The sequence below is a fragment of the Polaromonas sp. P1_H6 genome (genome assembly GCF_056405195.1).
In genome coordinates this window covers 1-16,240 of sequence record NZ_JBFUCN010000049.1, presented here as the reverse complement: position 1 = coordinate 16,240, position 16,240 = coordinate 1, and the positions used below count along the sequence as shown (strand labels likewise).

General features: G+C 65.3%; 15 protein-coding genes. 6 read left to right on the top strand and 9 right to left on the bottom strand.

Features of this window, described 5'->3' with window-relative positions; all coding sequences use genetic code 11:
- Nucleotides 1–241 precede the first annotated feature (241 nt).
- Nucleotides 242–886 carry an NAD(P)-dependent oxidoreductase gene (locus tag AC1D1F_RS24230; protein WP_477676477.1) on the bottom strand — a complete coding sequence of 215 codons (645 nt, stop codon included), beginning with the start codon at nucleotides 884–886 and terminating at the stop codon, nucleotides 242–244.
- Between the two features lie 102 nt (nucleotides 887–988).
- On the opposite strand from AC1D1F_RS24230, the gene AC1D1F_RS24225 reads away from it, so the two are divergent.
- Nucleotides 989–1,939 carry a LysR family transcriptional regulator gene (locus AC1D1F_RS24225; protein ID WP_477676476.1) on the top strand — a complete coding sequence of 317 codons (951 nt, stop codon included), beginning with the start codon at nucleotides 989–991 and terminating at the stop codon, nucleotides 1,937–1,939.
- Here AC1D1F_RS24225 and AC1D1F_RS24220 read toward each other — a convergent pair.
- The 8 genes from AC1D1F_RS24220 to AC1D1F_RS24185 all read right to left on the bottom strand — a co-directional run bounded on the left by AC1D1F_RS24220 (nucleotide 1,926) and on the right by AC1D1F_RS24185 (nucleotide 9,644).
- Complete coding sequence (locus tag AC1D1F_RS24220) at nucleotides 1,926–2,831, bottom strand: EamA family transporter (protein ID WP_477676475.1); 906 nt, start codon at nucleotides 2,829–2,831, stop codon at nucleotides 1,926–1,928. The two genes, AC1D1F_RS24225 and AC1D1F_RS24220, sit on opposite strands and share 14 nt — an antisense overlap.
- Nucleotides 2,832–2,854: 23 nt before the next feature.
- Nucleotides 2,855–3,301 carry an acyl-CoA thioesterase gene (locus tag AC1D1F_RS24215; protein WP_477655906.1) on the bottom strand — a complete coding sequence of 149 codons (447 nt, stop codon included), beginning with the start codon at nucleotides 3,299–3,301 and terminating at the stop codon, nucleotides 2,855–2,857.
- Between the two features lie 27 nt (nucleotides 3,302–3,328).
- Nucleotides 3,329–4,297 (bottom strand): dipeptidase, encoded by a 969-nt coding sequence (locus tag AC1D1F_RS24210; RefSeq protein WP_477676474.1) that lies wholly within the window; start codon nucleotides 4,295–4,297, stop codon nucleotides 3,329–3,331.
- A 75-nt stretch (nucleotides 4,298–4,372) separates the two neighbouring features.
- Nucleotides 4,373–5,134 (bottom strand): ABC transporter ATP-binding protein, encoded by a 762-nt coding sequence (locus AC1D1F_RS24205; protein WP_477676481.1) that lies wholly within the window; start codon nucleotides 5,132–5,134, stop codon nucleotides 4,373–4,375.
- A gap of 26 nt (nucleotides 5,135–5,160) precedes the next feature.
- Entirely contained in the window at nucleotides 5,161–6,009 is an 849-nt protein-coding gene (locus tag AC1D1F_RS24200) for an ABC transporter ATP-binding protein (protein ID WP_477697174.1), read from the bottom strand.
- Nucleotides 6,006–6,920: an ABC transporter permease gene (locus tag AC1D1F_RS24195; protein ID WP_477676472.1), complete on the bottom strand. Its 915-nt coding sequence runs from the start codon at nucleotides 6,918–6,920 to the stop codon at nucleotides 6,006–6,008. The genes AC1D1F_RS24200 and AC1D1F_RS24195 overlap by 4 nt, the downstream gene beginning before the upstream one ends.
- A 10-nt stretch (nucleotides 6,921–6,930) precedes the next feature.
- Entirely contained in the window at nucleotides 6,931–7,995 is a 1,065-nt protein-coding gene (locus tag AC1D1F_RS24190) for an ABC transporter permease (protein WP_477697178.1), read from the bottom strand.
- Between the two features lie 44 nt (nucleotides 7,996–8,039).
- On the bottom strand, nucleotides 8,040–9,644 hold the full coding sequence (locus tag AC1D1F_RS24185) for an ABC transporter substrate-binding protein (RefSeq protein ID WP_477676479.1): 1,605 nt from the start codon (nucleotides 9,642–9,644) through the stop codon (nucleotides 8,040–8,042).
- Nucleotides 9,645–10,082: 438 nt separating this feature from the next.
- Between AC1D1F_RS24185 and AC1D1F_RS24180 the strand changes: the two genes are divergently transcribed.
- The 5 genes from AC1D1F_RS24180 to AC1D1F_RS24160 all read left to right on the top strand — a co-directional run bounded on the left by AC1D1F_RS24180 (nucleotide 10,083) and on the right by AC1D1F_RS24160 (nucleotide 16,063).
- Nucleotides 10,083–11,111 (top strand): TRAP transporter substrate-binding protein, encoded by a 1,029-nt coding sequence (locus tag AC1D1F_RS24180; RefSeq protein WP_477676471.1) that lies wholly within the window; start codon nucleotides 10,083–10,085, stop codon nucleotides 11,109–11,111.
- Nucleotides 11,112–11,263: 152 nt separating this feature from the next.
- Nucleotides 11,264–13,063 carry a TRAP transporter large permease gene (locus AC1D1F_RS24175; RefSeq protein ID WP_477676478.1) on the top strand — a complete coding sequence of 600 codons (1,800 nt, stop codon included), beginning with the start codon at nucleotides 11,264–11,266 and terminating at the stop codon, nucleotides 13,061–13,063.
- 39 nt (nucleotides 13,064–13,102) lie between these two features.
- Nucleotides 13,103–14,152, top strand: a complete 1,050-nt coding sequence (locus AC1D1F_RS24170; protein ID WP_477676470.1) for a LacI family DNA-binding transcriptional regulator — start codon at nucleotides 13,103–13,105, stop codon at nucleotides 14,150–14,152.
- A 41-nt stretch (nucleotides 14,153–14,193) separates the two neighbouring features.
- On the top strand, nucleotides 14,194–15,201 hold the full coding sequence (locus AC1D1F_RS24165) for an NAD(P)-dependent oxidoreductase (RefSeq protein WP_477676469.1): 1,008 nt from the start codon (nucleotides 14,194–14,196) through the stop codon (nucleotides 15,199–15,201).
- Nucleotides 15,202–15,241: 40 nt separating this feature from the next.
- Nucleotides 15,242–16,063, top strand: coding sequence for an amidohydrolase family protein (locus tag AC1D1F_RS24160; RefSeq protein WP_477676468.1), 822 nt, complete (start codon nucleotides 15,242–15,244; stop codon nucleotides 16,061–16,063).
- The last annotated feature ends 177 nt before the right edge of the window (nucleotides 16,064–16,240 follow it).

Genomic DNA, 16,240 nt, shown 5'->3' with positions numbered 1-16,240 from the left:
AAGACCCTTGGCTGGAAAAGCCCTGCCGAGGTCTTCTTTAACAACAAGGCCATGCGAGACGCTGGCCTTATTCCGACTGTTGCACTTGGGGTTTGAATCCGCCGTGACTTTCTTTTGGCGAAGCAAAAGAAAGTTACTGGCCGCCGGGCAATCCCGGCCAGCAACCCTCAGCAAAGAGCACAGAGGAAGCACGCCGCCGGCGCAAGACCCGGCCACCTAATCGCTGCAAGGCCAATCAGCGTCAATTGGCCACAGTAAACCGCTGTCGCACATGCCGAGGCGCCTCAACCTCATCCACGATGGCCACGGCCAGGTCAGCCACAGAGATACCAGCCGGCTTATCCCCCTGCCCGGCCAGCAGTTCATCGCCGCCAAGCCGGTATTTGCCGCTGCGTTCGCCGGGCGCCAGGCCAATGGGTGGCGAAACAAAACTCCAGTCCAGCGTGCTTTCAAGCTTGAGCTGGTTCAGCGCCTCGCGCGCGGCCAGCGCGCCTTGTTTGTACTCGGCGGGAAACTCCGGCGTGTCCACCAGCTGCATGCCGGGCGCCACATACAGGCTGCCCGCGCCGCCCACCACCAGCAGGCGCTTCAGGCTGGCCTGCTTGACGCCCTTCACGATGGCCTGGCTGGCCTGCAGGTGCAGGTCATAAATCTTCGGCTCGCCCCAGCCGGGGTTGTAGGCGCTGATGAGGGCGTCGTGGCCGGCCACGGCCTTGGCGACCTGGCCCGCATCCAGCGCGTCGGCGGCCACGACTTTGAGGCCGGCTTGCGGCGCGACTTTGCCGGGGTTGCGGGCCAGCACGGTGACCTTGTGGCCTCGGCTCAGCAGTTCGGAAAGAACGGGTGCGCCGACAAAACCGGTGGCGCCGATGAGTGCGATGTTCATGGAAATTTCCCTGTGAGGTTGGAAGAAGCCCTTAGTTTGATTACTTCACAAGCAACTGAATAGACGGCAAAATTCGCCAACACTCTTAAGTAGTACTAATCAATGAGCGACAAATCCTTGGACCAGCTCAAACGCATGGCCGTCTTTGCCGAGGTCGTGGCGGCGGGGTCGCTGACGGCGGCGGCGCGCCGGCTGGGCATGACGCCGTCGGCCGTGAGCCAGCATTTGCGGCAGCTCGAGCAGGCGCTGGGCCTGGCCCTGCTGCACCGCTCGACCCGGCGCCTGACGCTGACCGAGGCCGGCGAGCGCTACCACGCCGGCTGCGCCGCCATGGTGGGCGCCGCGCGCCAGGCCGAACAGGCGCTGGTGCGCCTGCGCGATGAACCCGAGGGCGAACTGCGGCTGGCCGCGCCCATAGGCTTCGGCGGCCTGCTGGCATCGGCGCTGGCGCCGCTGCGCGGCCATCCCAAGCTCAGCCTGCTGCTGCTGCTGGACGACACCGTCATCGACCTGATCGAGCAGCGGGTGGACATCGCCCTGCGGGTGGGGCATCTGGCCGACTCATCGCTGGTGGCGCGCAAGCTGGGCAGCATGACGCGCGTGCTGTGTGCCTCACCGGCCTACCTGGCCGAGCGCGGCTGGCCCGCGCACCCAGAGGATTTGCTGCAGCACGACTGGCTGGCCAGCCGGCCGCAAAACACGGGGGTGGAGATGCTCGAACTCGAAGGCCCCGGCGGCGAGCGTGAAACCTTGCGGCTGGAGGCGCGCGTGCAGGCCTCGCAGGTCACGGCCGTGCATGCGCTGTGCGTGGCAGGCTGGGGCATCAGCATGGCGGTGAGTGAAGACGACCGCCAGGCGCTGGCCGACGGCAGGCTGCTGCCGGTGCTGCCCGGCTGGCGGATGACGGACATGCCGCTATATGCCGTGACACCGCGGCGCGGAGAGCAGCCGGCCAAGGTGCGGCATACGCTGGATTTACTGGCAGCCTGGTTTGCCGCCCGGCAGGACAACGGCGGCATAGCGGCCGCCGCCCGAAGCGCTAACCCCGCTTGACCAACCCGCCCAGCATCACACACGCCAGCGCGGCCACCACAAAGGCGACGCCGGCCCACTGCCAGGGCGTGACGACCTCGCCCAGCACCAGCATGCCGGTGGCCAGGCCCACCACGGGCACGCCCAGGCTGAAGGGCGCAACGCGGTTCGCGGGGTGGCGTTTGAGCAGATTCGTCCACAGGCCGTAGCCGAGGATGGTAGCGGCCCAGCCCAGGTAGGCCACGGCGCCCCAGCTCGAGGCGCGCGCCTCCAGCCAATGCCAGCGCACGGCCTCGGTATCAAAGGCCCAGGACAGCGCCGCAAAAGGCAGCACGGCCACCAGGCTGCTCCACACCACAAAGGCCAGCGGCGAATAGTCCTTGTAGGTCTGCTGCACACGCCGCGCCACGATGTTGGACATGGCCCACATGGCCGCCGCGCACAGCGTGAGCACAAAGCCCAGCGGCGTGGTGGCGCCACCGCCCTCCGTGCCCACGTAGTTGAGCGCAAAGCAGCCCAGGCCCAGCGCCGCGAGCACCAGGCCGGCCTGCAAGGGGCGGCTGGCGCGTTCATGCAGCAACACAAAACCGAACAGCGCCGTCCAGAACACCTGGGTCTGCTGCAGCACCGAGGCCAGCGCGGCCGTCATGCCCACCTTGAGCGCGAAAAACAAAATACCGAACTGCCCCACGCCCTGCAGCAGGCCGTAGCCGGCGATCCATTTCCAGGCCACCTTGGGCGGGCGTACCAGCAGCACCAGCGGCAGCGCCGCGAATACGTAGCGCGCGGTACCCAACTGGAAAGGCGTGAAATCGCGCAGCCCGAATTTCATCACCACAAAGTTGACGCCCCACAGCAAGACGACCGCGAGGGCGGCCGCGAGGTCGCGGCCCGTCAGGGCATTGTTCTGCATCGGGATTGGGAGTGGGGCGCGACTCAGCCCAGTTGCATGTTGCGCGCGGCGTCCAGGTGCGCCTTGACGCGCTGGGCCAGCGCGACGTCGCCGGGCGTCTCGGGCCGCCATTCCTGCGCGGGCAAGGCCTTGCCGTCCAGGTCCACCGCGACAAAAACCACCAGGCATTCGGTGATGACCTGCATCTGGCCGACTTTCATGTCGCCGGCGCGCACTTCCACCGAGATGTTCATGCTGGTCGTGCCGGTGTAGGCCAGGCGGGCTTCGACTTCGACCAGGTCGCCGATCATGATGGGACGCTGGAAGCGGATGCTGCCCACCGAGACGGTGACGCAGTAGCGCTTGGCCCAGCTGGTGGCGCAGGCATAACCGGCCTCGTCAATCCATTTCATGACGGTGCCGCCGTGCACCTTGCCGCCGAAGTTGACAGTGCTGGGTTCGGCCAGGAAGCGAAGGGTAATGGATGACATGGGGGCTGCCGGTGGGTTGCGGGATGTTCAGTCGTGCCAGACGGTGGCGGCGACACGCATCATATTGTCGCCCATCACGCCTTCGATCTCGGCGGCGCCCAGTCCCACCTGGCGCAGCGCGCCAGGCAGCAACTGCCAGGTCTCGACCGGCGTGTAAGTCATGCGCTGCACGGCACGGTTGTAGCCGGCCGACTTGGGCCACCAGTAGGTGGGGTCATAGTCGCCGGGCGGGTTGTCGTTGAGTTCGTCCTGGCGGAAGCTGATGTCCAGGCCTATGCCCACATGCTGCGCGCCGACCAGGCCGGCCACATAGGCCACGTGCCGCGCCATGTCGGCGGCGGTGGGCGTGCGCGTGCCCAGGAAGGCCGAGACGCCCGAGACGCAGACCACACCGCCGGTCGCGGCGCAGGCGCGTATCTGCTCGTCGCTGATGTTGCGGCCGTGCTCGACCAGCGCCAGCGGGTTGGCGTGGCTGAAGATCACCGGCTTGGATGAAGCCCCCATGATGTCCAGGCTGCAGCGGCGGCCGGTGTGCGAGCAGTCCATCAACAGGCCGGCCTCATTGACGGCCCGCACCATGCGCACACCCAGCGGCGTAAGGCCGCGCGCCTCGTCGTGGCAGCCGTCGGCGACGCTGTTGTTGCGGTTGTAGGCGAAGTGGATTTGCCGCACGCCCAGGTCGCGGTACAGCGCCACCATCTCGGGATGCTCCTGCAGCGGCATCGCGCCTTCGAGGTCAAAGCCGATGGCGAGCCGGCCCGCCGCCACGGCCTCGCGGATGTCGGCCACGCTGGACACCAGCCGGTAGCGCTCGGGGTTCGCTGCGATCTTCGCGCGGAAGGCGGCGATCACCGCCATGATTTGCGCCACCGGGTTCATGTCCATGCCGACGTTGATGGAGACGTAATTCACGCCCGCCGCGCGCAGCGCGTCCATCGGCGAAAAATCGGCCGCCGGGTGCAGCGGCAGGCAGGCATGGGCTTCCCAGTTGATCATGGTGGTGGCGTCGATGTGTTGAAGGGAAATTAAAGCACGCGGCCAGCCGGCGCGCCAGCGGAGCGCGGTAACGATTTACGCGGCGGCTGTCGCCTCGGCCGCGTGGCGCTTGAAGCCGGTGGAAGCTTCCATCAGACTCAGCGTGTAGGCGTTTCTGGCCTTGTGCGCCGCGAGGTCGGCCGAGGCCAGCATTTCCACCGTCTGGCCGCGCTGCATCACCATGAGCCGCTCACACAGGTGGGTGACGACGGCCAGGTCGTGGCTCACCATGATGAAGGTCAGGCCACGCCTGCGGCGCAGTTCCTCGAGCAGATTCAGCACCTCGGCCTGCACCGAGGCGTCGAGCGCCGAAGTGGGTTCGTCCAGCAGCAGGATTTGCGGCTCCAGGATCAGCGCCCGCGCGATCGCGATGCGCTGGCGCTGGCCGCCCGAGAGCTGGTGCGGGTAGCGAAAACGAAAGCCCGTACCCAGGCCGACTTCTTCAAGCGCACGCTCAATGCGCGCTTCCGCGTCGTTGATGCCGTGGATGGCCAGCGGCTCGGCCAGGATGCGGTCCACCGTGTGGCGCGGGTGCAGCGAACCATAGGGATCCTGGAACACCATCTGCACCTGCCGCCTGAAGGCCTTGCTGCCGGGCGCGCTGTCCTGGCCGAGCAGCCGGACCGTGCCGGCCGTGCGCGGCGCCAGCCCGCAAATGGCGCGCAGCACCGTGGACTTGCCCGAGCCCGATTCGCCGACGATGCCGAAACTCTCGCCAGGGTTCACGGTAAACGACGTATCGGCGACCGCGACAAAACCGTCGTACTCCACGCGCAGGCCGCTGGCCTCCAGGCCCAGCGCGCTGTGTGCGCCCACCGGGTTGTTCACAGCGCCCACTCCGGTTTGCGGTCCAGCGTGGCCAGCGGATGTGCAGATTTTCCCAGTTGCGGCAGGCAGGCCATCAGGCCGCGCGTATAAGGATGCTGCGCGTTCGCCAGGCCACCGGCGGCCAGTTCCTCCACCACGCGGCCCGCGTACATCACGAGGATGCGGTCGCAGAAGGTGGAGACCAGCCGCAAGTCGTGCGACACCAGGATCAAGCCCATGCCTCGTTCGGCCACCAGGGTGTCGAGGATGGACAGCACCTGCAACTGCACCGTCACATCCAGGGCCGAGGTGGGTTCGTCGGCGATCAGCAGGTCCGGGTCGGCGATCAGCATCATCGCGATCATCGCGCGCTGGCCCATGCCGCCCGACACCTCATGCGGATAAAGCTTGTAGACGCGCGCCGGGTCGTCGATGCGCACCGACTCCAGTGCGGCGAGCGCGCGTTTTTTCGCTTCCGCCGTTGAAACACGGGTATGCGCCTGCAGCGTCTCCACGATCTGTGCGCCTATGGTCATGACCGGGTTCAGCGAAAACTTCGGGTCCTGCAGCACCATGGCGATGCGGCCGCCGCGCAACTCGCGGCGCTGGGCCGGCGCACAGTTCAGCAAATCCACGCCGGCAAATTCAAGGCGTTTGGCGCTGATGCGGCCTTCCGGTGCGGTCAGCCCCATGATGGCGCGGCCGGTCTGCGACTTGCCGGATCCCGACTCTCCGACGATGCCCAGGCGCTCACGGCCCAGCGTGAAAGAGACGCCGCGTACCGCTTCCGTCATGCCGCCGTCGCGGCGCGGGAAGCTGACGCGCAGGTCGTCTACGACCAGCAGGGGTGTTGCGGAACTTGTCATTTCGCAGCCTTGGGATCCAGCGCGTCGCGCAGGCCGTCGCCCAGCAGGTTGAAGGCCAGGCTCACGACAAAAATCGCGGCGCCGGGCGCGGCCGCCACCCACCATTGGTCCAGCACATAGAGGCGGCCGTTGGCAATCATCGCGCCCCATTCCGGCATGGGCGGCTGCGCGCCCAGGCCCAGGAAGCCCAGGCCGGCGGCCGTCAGGATGATGCCGGCCATGTCCAGCGTGACGCGCACGATCACCGAGGACAGGCACAGCGGCATGATGTGGCCCAGCACGATGCGCCAGGGCGAGGCGCCCAGCAACTGCACAGCGGCGATGTAGTCGGTCTGGCGTATCGTCAGCGTCTCGGCCCGCGCCATGCGGGCATAAGGCGGCCAGGAGGTGATGGCGATGGCGATCACCGCGTTCTGGATGCCGGGGCCCAGCGCCGCGACAAAGGCCAGCGCCAGGATCAGGCGCGGGAACGCCAGAAAGATGTCGGTGATGCGCATCAGCACCGCATCGACCCAGCCGCCGGCATAACCGGCCACGGTGCCGACGATCAGGCCCAGCGGCGCGGCCAGCACCGCCACCAGGATCACCACCATCAGCGTGATGCGCGAGCCGATGATGATGCGCGAGAGGATGTCGCGCCCCTGGTCGTCGGTGCCGAACCAATGTACCCACGAAGGCGGCAACAGCCGCGTGGTGCGCAGGTCGCCGGTGTAGGCCGAATAAGGCGCCAGCAGGTCAGCGAAGACCGCCACCCCGACCAGGCCCAGTACGATGATGAGGCCCAGCATGGCGAGACGGTTGCGCGAAAAATCACGGCAGCCGTGGTACACCCGGCCCATAAAGGCCTGGCGGCGCGAGCCCGGCCTGTCGGTGCTGAGCCAGTCTCGCAGGGATGCCACTTTGGAGCTCACAAGGTCTCCTTCATCGGACGCGTGTCCTTGGGTCTAGCAATTTATAGAGAACGTCGGAGAGCAGGTTCAAGCCCACAAAAATCGAGCCCACGATGATGGTGCCGCCCAGCACTGCATTCATATCGGCGTTCTGCAGCGAGTTGGTGATGTACAGGCCCAGGCCCGGCCAGGCAAACACGGTTTCGGTCAGCACCGAACCTTCGAGGAGGCCCGCATACGACAGCGCGATCACCGTCACCAGCGGCACCATGGCATTGCGCAGCGCGTGGCGCCAGATGATGCGCGACTCCGACAGACCCTTGGCGCGCGCGGCGATCACGTATTCCTGCGCGAGCTCGTTGAGCATGAAGGAGCGTGTCATGCGGCTGATGTAGGCCAGCGCGAAATACCCCAGCAGCGAGGCCGGCAGTATCAGGTGCGAAAACACATTGCGGAAAGCTTCCCACTCGCCGGCCATGGCGGTGTCGAGCAAAAGCAGGCCGGTGACGGGCGTGAGCGTGTACTCATAGGTCACATCGATGCGCCCCGGCCCCGACACCCAGCCCAGGCGCGCATAAAACACCACCAGCGCCATCAGCCCCAGCCAGAAGATGGGCACTGAATAACCGACCAGGCCGATCACGCGCACCACCTGGTCCACCAGCTTGCCGCGCCGCACCGCCGCCCACACGCCCAGCGGAACGCCCAGGCCCGCGCCTATCAGAATGCCCAGGCTGGCGAGTTCCAGCGTGGCCGGAAAGGCGCGCTTGATGTCCGTCATCACCGGGTTGGCGGTCAGCACCGAGACACCGAAGTCGCCCTTGAGCACCTTGCCGAGGTAGATGTAGAACTGCTGGTAAAGCGGTTTGTCCAGCCCCAATTCCTGGCGTGCACGTTCGATCACATGGGCCGGCGCCCGGTCGCCCACGATGGCCAGCACCGGGTCTATGGGAATCACCCGGCCTATGAAGAAGGTCACGGCGAGCAGGCCCAGGTAGGTGAGCAAAATCACCACCAGGAAATTGCCAAAGCTCTTGGCGTGCGGCGTCAGGCGTTGCCCGGCAGTGCGCGCGCTCACCGCGGTGAGCGGCGCCATGCCGGCTGCCGTGGGGTCGGGGATGGCCAAAGTCGGTGGAGCTGTCAGCGCTTGGACGCGTTGAACATGTAGTTGCTGTCAAAGGTCGGGCCCAGCTTCAGGCCGTCCACGTTGTTGCGAAAGGCCGCCACTTCGGTTTGCTGGTACAGCATGATGAAGGGGCTGGTCTTGCGGAACTCGGCCTGCAGCTCTTCATACATCTTCTTGCGCTTGCCGGCGTCGCGTTCGAGCACCGCGGCGTCCGATTGCTTGGTCAGCTCGGGAATCGCCCAGGCATTGCGCCAGGCCAGCGGTTTGGCCTTGGCGTCGTCGGCGTTGTCGGGGTTGCGCGTGAAGGTGTCGGCGTTCGAATGCGGATCCCAGTAGTCGGCGCCCCACTGGCCGATATACATGTCGTGGGTGCGCGCACGGTACTTGGTCAAGGTCTGCTTGCCGTCGCCGGGAATGATCTCGATGTCGATGCCGGCCTGCTTGGCGGTCTGCTGGAAGGCCTCGGTGATGCCTTGCACCGGCTGGATGGTGCGCATGTCTATGGTCACCTTGAAGCCGTTGGGCAGGCCTGCCTTGGCCAGTAGCTGCTTGGCCTTGGCCACGTCGAGCTTGTAGGGCTTGTCGGTGCTGGCGCCCAGCAGGCCCTGGGGCAGGAAGTTCTGGTTGATCACGCCGATGTTTTTGACCAGCGTGTCGCCGATGGCGCCGTAGTCGACCAGGTATTTCAGGGCCTCGCGCACTTCGGGCTTGGCCAGGTTGGGGTTTTTCTGGTTCAGGCTGATGTAGTAGACCGTGCCCTTGGGCGTGGAGGTGAGCTTCACGTCCTTGTTGGCCGAGAGCGCCGCGATGTCCTGCGGGCTCAGGTTGCGGGCGATGTCGATGTCGCCTTTTTCCAGCAGCAGGCGCTGCGTGGCCGACTCCTTCACATGGCGGTAGATCACCCGGGCCAGCTTGGGCTTGGGGCCGTAGTAGTTGTCGTTGCGTTCCAGCGCGACGATTTCATTGGCGCGCCATTCACGCAGCTTGAGCGGGCCGGAACCGGCGTAATTGGTCTTGAGCCAGGCATAACCCCAGTCGCCATTGACCTCCTTGGACTGCACCAGTTTCATGTCGACAATGCCGGCCACGTTGGCCGTCAGGCAGTTGAAGACGAAGGTCGGCGCATAGGCTTTGTCGGTTTCCATGGTCAGCACGGTCGGGCTGGTGGCCTTGATCTTTTCCTTGACGTTGGCCTTGGAAAAACCGAACTGCGTCAGGATGAAGGCAGGGGATTTGTCCAGCATCACGGCGCGCTGCAGCGAATAGGCCACTTCCTCGGCCGTCAACGGGTTGCCCGACGCGAACTTGATGCCGGGCTTGATTTCAAAGGTGTAGGTCTTGCCGTCGGCCGAGACGGTCCAGGACTTGGCCACGTCGCCCACCAGCTTGGAGGGATCGTTCACATCCAGGCGCAGCAGGCGGTCATAGATGTTGCCCATGACTTCGCCGGCGGACAGCTCGAAGGCCTCGGCCGGGTCCATGGTGATGATGTCGTCAAAGCCGAAGGCCAGCACCAGCGTGTCCTTGGGCGTGGCGGCCAGGGCGGCACCGGCGCCGCAGGCCAGCATGGCGGCAGCTGCCGTAGCGCAAAGCACCCGGCGGCTCAGGAGGGGAAGCATGTGGTTCAAGATGGTTTCCTTCGGTTGGACGGTTCAAAAAGAATACGCTGCGCCGCATATCGCGACTGCGCCCGGAACTCTGGAGGTGAGCACGAACCGTGCCCACAACCCCGCTTGTTGCTGCCTTTAACTTGTACATACAAGCTGGCTGGCTGATGCATTCTGCGCCGCTACAGGGTCCCGTCAACACCCGGGTTTTCCGCGATTGCCGAGCGAACCAAAAAGGGGCGTCGGGTTTGCTTGGCGCGGACTCGCGAAGCTTGGCTCCGGCATCCCAACGGTTCGAACACCCCCGTTTACGGAGGAAAACACCTATCAAAACCATTCTTCCCCGGCTTGACGGGCAATTTGGTGTAACGATACAGTAAATCGTTCTACAAAGAACGCGACAGAACGCCGAGATCCCAGCGCACCGCAAAACACATCAGGAGACAAAAAATGACTTCACTCTCACGCCGCCGCTTCGTCCAGACCACGTCCGCCGCCTCCGTTGCCATGGCGACGGGGTTTTCGGGCCTGGCAAAAGCCCAGTCCAGCGTCGCGCTGCGCCTGTCGTCCGCGCACCTGCCCGACCTCAATTCCTCGCACTTCGCCTGGCAGCAACTCATGGAGGCCAACCTCAAGAAGGCCGTGGGCGACAAGATCCGCATCGACTACTTCCCCAACAACCAGCTCGGCAAGGAAAGCGACGTGGTGCAGCAGGTCAAGGTCGGCTCCATCGACATGATGCTGACCGGCTCGTCCATCTGGGCCACGGTGACGCCGCAACTCGGCATGCTGGACCTCGGCTACCTGTTTGACAGCTACGAGCACGTGGCCAAGGCGCTGGACAGCGGCGTGGGCGCCAAACTCAACGAGATGCTGCAGAAAAGCACGGGCTGCCAGGTCATCACCTGGAGCGCCCATTACGGTGCGCGCAACGTCTACACCAAGCAGCCGGTCAAGTCGCTGGCCGACATCAAGAACGTCAAGCTGCGCGTGCTGCCCACGCCGGCCTTTATCGAGACCTTCAAGATCATGGGCGCAATTCCCACGCCGATTTCCTTCGGCGAGCTCTACATGGCCGCGCAAACCGGCGTGGTCGACGGCTTCGAGCATGACTCGGGCACGGTGCTGGCGAGCAAGCTCAACGAGGTCGTCAAGCACTGCTGGATGACCGAGCACCTGTTCAGCCCCATGGTCTGCATCATGGGCAAGCGCGGCGTCGACAGGATCCCGGCCGAGCTGCGCCCGGCTTTCATGAAGGCCGCCGCCGATTCGACCGTCCAGCTGCGCAAGACCGGCACCGACAAAGGCCTGCAGGGCATTGAAGACCTCAAGAAGCTGGGCATCACCTTCACGCCCATGGCCAAAAACGAGCGCGACCAGGTCCGCAAGGAAATGGAAACCAGACTCTGGGCGGGCTTTGCCAAGCAATACCCTGAAACCGCGCCGCTGTTCACGGCAATCAGCGCGGCGCGGGGCTGAGCATGGAAGCCAGCATGTCCGCGGCCCTGCCCGGAACGGCGCCCGCGGTGGCGCCCGCCGCCTTGCCCGAAGCCCTCTCGCACAACCCGGCGCATGCGTCCGCGCCCGGCTTCAGCGTCGGCCATTCGCCCGGCCGCTGGCTGGCCTGGCTGATGCGCATGACCGAATACGTCGCGGGCGTGGTGCTGGCCGTTGACGTGCTGGTGGTGTTTGTCTCGGTGGTGTTCCGCTACTTCCTGCACGAGCCCTTCGACTGGGCCGAGGAGGTGGCGCGCGCGCTGATGATCGTGCTGGTGTTCTTCGGCGCGGCCACGGTGCTGGCGCGCAGCCAGCACGTGGGTGTGGACATCTTCCGCGGCCTGCTGCCGGCGCGCTGGCAACCGGCGCTGATGCAGTTCGCGAGCTGGATCATCGTGGCCGTGTCGGCCTGCCTGTTCGTCTCTTCCGTCGGCCTGCTGGTGGACTCCTGGTCCAGCACCACGCCCATAGGCCTGCCGCAGTGGATCTACACCTTCCCGGTGGTCATCGGCAGCCTGTTCATGACGATGTTCGGCCTGGCCAACGCGGTCAACGGCCCCTCGCGCGTAGTCTGGTCCACGCTGGGCGTCGGCATCGCCATGGTGGCGGCGGTGGTGGGCTGGAACATGCTGCTGCCCGGCATGGCCATCAAGCCCTGGATGCTGCTGACCGTGGGTTTCGTCGGCGGCCTGCTGCTGGGCGTGCCGATTGCCTTTGTGCTGGGCTTGTCGTCGCTGGTGTTTTTCATGGCCGACCCGTCCCTGCCCATGCTGGTGTATTCGCAGCAAGTGATGGCCGGCACCGACCATTACGTGTTGCTGGCGATCCCCTTCTTCGTGCTGGCCGGGCTGCTGATGGAGTCCAACGGCATGTCATCGCGCCTCATCGAACTGCTGCTGCGCATGTTCGGCCGGGTGCGCGGGGGGCTGGGACTGATCACCATCACGGCGACCGCCTTCTTCTCGGGTGTGTCGGGCTCCAAGCTGGCCGACATCGCGGCGGTGGGCGGCATCATCATGCCGGCCGTGCGCAAGACCAGACAGGACCCGAACGAAACTGCCGGCCTCCTGGCTTGTACCGCCGTGATGGCCGAGACCATCCCGCCCTGCATCAACATGATCATCATGGGTTTTGTGGCCAACATCTCGATTGCCGGCCTCTTCATGGCCGGCCTGGTGCCGGCCGCCGTGCTGGCGCTGTCGCTGGCGGCCGTGACGATTTATGTGGGCACGCGCATCAACCCCGACGAGGCGTTTGACGTGCGCACGCCGATGTTCCGCCTGCTGGGCGGCGCCATGGTGGCGCTGGTGATGGTGGCCATGATAGGCAAAGGCGTCACGTCAGGCGTGGCGACCTCCACCGAGGTCTCGGCCTTCGCCGTGGTCTATGCGCTGGTGGTGGGCTGGCTGGCGTTTCGCGAACTGACGGTCAAGTCGGTGGCGCAGCTCTTCGTGCGCTCGGCCTCCATGGCCGGCGGCATCCTGTTCATCGTCGCGGCGGCGTCCAGTGCGTCCTTCGCGCTGACCATCCAGCAGATCCCGCAATACCTGTCGACCTTCATGATCGGCTTTGCGCATTCCTACGGCAGCACCATGTTCGTGCTGCTCTCGGTGCTCATCATGATCGTCTTCGGCGCCGTGCTGGAAGGCGCGCCCGCGCTGATCATTTTCGGGCCCCTGCTGACGCCGATTGCCTCCCAGCTGGGCGTCAATCCATTACATTTTGGGACCGTCATGGTGATTGCCATGGGATTGGGGCTGTTCGCGCCGCCGGTCGGGCTGGGCTTGTTCGCCACCTGCGCCATCACCGGCACCCACGTCAAGGACGTGGCCCGGCCCATGATGAAATACCTGGCGGTGCTGTTCGTCACGCTCATCCTGCTGGTGCTGGTGCCGCAATTTTCTTTGTGGCTGCCGACCCGCATGGGCCTGTGAAAATGCCAGCAGACGCATTAAAAAAGACAGGACAAAACCGTGAGCAAGATCCGAGATGTCGCCAGCCTGGCCGGGGTTTCCACCAGCACCGTGTCCAACGTGCTCAACGGCCGTGCCAACCGCATGGCCGCCGAGACGCTGGCGCGCGTGGAGGCCGCCATCGCCGAGCTCAAGTACCGGCCCAACTCCACGGCGCGCCAGCTCAAGACCGGCTACACGCCGCTGATAGGCCTGCTGGTGCCGTCCATGGCCAACCCGATGTACGGCTTCATCGCGCGCGAGATCGAAACCCTGGCGCAGGAGCGCTACGGCTTTCGCATCATGATTGGCAACACCTATCGCGACAGGGACAAGGAGACGCGCTTCTTCGACGACCTGCTGGCGCACGGCGTGCGCGGCGTGATCATCATCTCCTCGCTGATCGACGAACAGCACGTGGAGGCCGCGGCCGAACGCGGAATGGTGATGGTGAGCTACGACAGGCGCGCCACGCCGAATATGCGCTCCATCGTCGACCACGTCACGGTGGACAGCTTCGAGTCGGCGCGCATCGCCACGCAGCACCTCATAGACCTGGGCCACCGCCGCCTGGCCTTTGTCACGCCGGCCGGCCGCACCATGAGCCGTAACGAGAAGATCGCCGGCTTCCTGTCGGCCGCCAAAAGCGCGGGCTTGGAAGGCAGCGCTCGCGTCGTCGAGGGCACGCCGGTCGACGAGTACGGCGATTCGATGATGAGCGAAGTGGGCCGCGCCCAGGCCGGCCTGCTGGCCAAGTTGCCCGAGCGGCCCACCGGCGTGATAGGCGTCAACGACCTGATGGCCTTCGGCCTGATGGCGGGTTTTCGCGACGCCGGCCTGGCGGTGCCCGAAGACGTGTCGGTGATCGGCATCGACAACGTCTTCCTCTCCACGCTGATGCACCCGGCCATGACCAGCGTGCGCCTGCCGGTGCCCGAGATGGCGCAGGTCATGGTCGAGCGCGTGATGAGCCGGCTGGCCGACCCGTCCATAGAGACACAGGAATTCATTTTTCAACCCACGTTGGTGACACGCGATTCGGTTGCCGAGCACCGCGCGGGCCAACGCTGATTCTTTTGACTTTGAGACAGACAGAACACAAGGTTTTTTGAATGACAACGGTTTTTGTCAGCCATCCCCAGAGCAAGCTCGCGCACTACTTCGGTGACCGCGCCATCGCCGCGCTCAAGGCCGTCGCCGACGTGCGCTTCAACCCCGGTGACACCGACCTCTCCTCCTCCGAGCTGGCCGCGCTGGCCGGTGATTGCGAGGTCATCATTTCCTACCGCCAGACGGTGGGCGACGAGGCCTTGTTCGCCGCGCTGCCGCGCCTGCTGGCCTTTGTGCGTTGCGCCATCGACATCCGCAACGTCGACGTAGCGGCCGCCAGCCGCCACGGCGTGCTGGTCACCCAGGCCAGCGCGGGTTTCATTCCCTCGGTCAGCGAATGGATCGTCGGCGTGATGATTGACCTGAGCCGCCACATCAGCACGACCACAGCCGACTACCACGCCGGCCGGCCCGTCACCCCCGCCATGGGCCGCGAACTGCGCGGCGCGACGCTGGGTGTCATCGGTTATGGGCAGATCAGCCGCTATCTTTGCGACGTGGCGCTGGCGCTGGGCATGCGCATCGTGGTGCACGACCCCTACACACCCACAAACCGCAAGGAGATCGAGCAGGTCGAGCTGCTGCCGCTGCTGCAGCGCTCCGACTACGTGGTCTGCCTGGCCGCCGCGACCGAAGCCACCGAGAACATGATGAATGCCAGCACCTTTGCGGCCATGAAGCCCGGCGCGTTTTTCATCAACGCCTCGCGCGGCAACCTGGTCGATGACGAGGCGCTGCTGGCGGCGCTCGACGCCGGCATGATCGCCGGCTGCGCCGTCGACGTGGGCCGCGCGCCCGACCAGATGCCCTCGCCGCGCGTGGCCGCGCACCCGCGCGTGATTGCGTCGCCCCACATAGGCGGCCTCACGCCGCAGGCGGTGGAACACCAGGCGCTGGAGACAGTGGCCCAAGTGGTCGAGCTGCTGCAAGGCCGCGCGCCGCAGGGTGCGGTGAATGCGCCGCATGCTACGCGCTGGCAGCAGGCCACGCACGCGCCCCAGGCCGCCTGAGCAATCCTTCTCGCACCTCTCCTCTTCCCCGAAAGTTTGTATGCAAGCCACCCAGAACACCACGTATGCCGGCGCCTGCGACTGCCACGTGCATATCTACGAAGACAAATACCCCATGGTGCCCAACGTGGCCTGGGTGCCGCCCCACTTGCCGGTGTCGACCTACCGCGAAGTGCAAAAGGCCCTGGGCCTGAGCCGCGCGGTCATCGTCCAGCCATCGGCTTACGGCTTTGACAACAGCTGCACGCTGGACGCCGTGGCGCAGCTCGGCGAGTCGGGCCGCGGCATCGCGCTGGTGGCGCCCGAGGTGACCGATGCCGAACTGCGCCGCCTGCATGACGGCGGCATCTGCGGCGTGCGCTACATGATGATCAACCCGGTGCTGCAATGGAGCTCACTCGAACCCACGGCCGCACGGCTGGCGGGCATGGGCTGGATGGTCAACCTGCAACTCGACGGCCGCGATTTTCCCGCGCATGAAGAGGTGCTCAAGCGCCTGCCGTGCAAGCTGGTGATAGACCACAACGGCAAGTTTTTGGAACCTGTCAAACCTGACCACGCGTCGTTTCAGTCACTGCTGCGCGTGCTGGATACGGGCAATGTGTGGATCAAGCTGTCGGCGCCTTATGAAACCTCCAAGGTTGGTGCGCCCGGCTATGACGATGTCAGCCTGATCGCGCGCACGCTGGCCGAGAAGTTTCCGGAACGCTGCCTCTGGGCGAGTAATTGGCCGCATCCTGGGCGGAATCCGGCGCCGTCCGAGGTCGAACTGTATGACTTGCTGTTTTCATGGGTTTCTAGTGATGCGGTTCGCCGGAAGATTCTTGTTGATAACCCGGCTGGGTTGTATGGGTTTCGGTGAGCTCTGCTGAGGGTTGCTGGCCGGGGTGGCCCGGCGGCCAGTAACTTTCTTTTGCTTCGCCAAAAGAAAGTCACGGCGGATTCAAACCCCAAGTGCAACAGTCGGAATAAGGCCAGCGTCTCGCATGGCCTTGTTGTTAAAGAAGACCTCGGCAGGGCTTTTCCAGCCAAGGGTCTT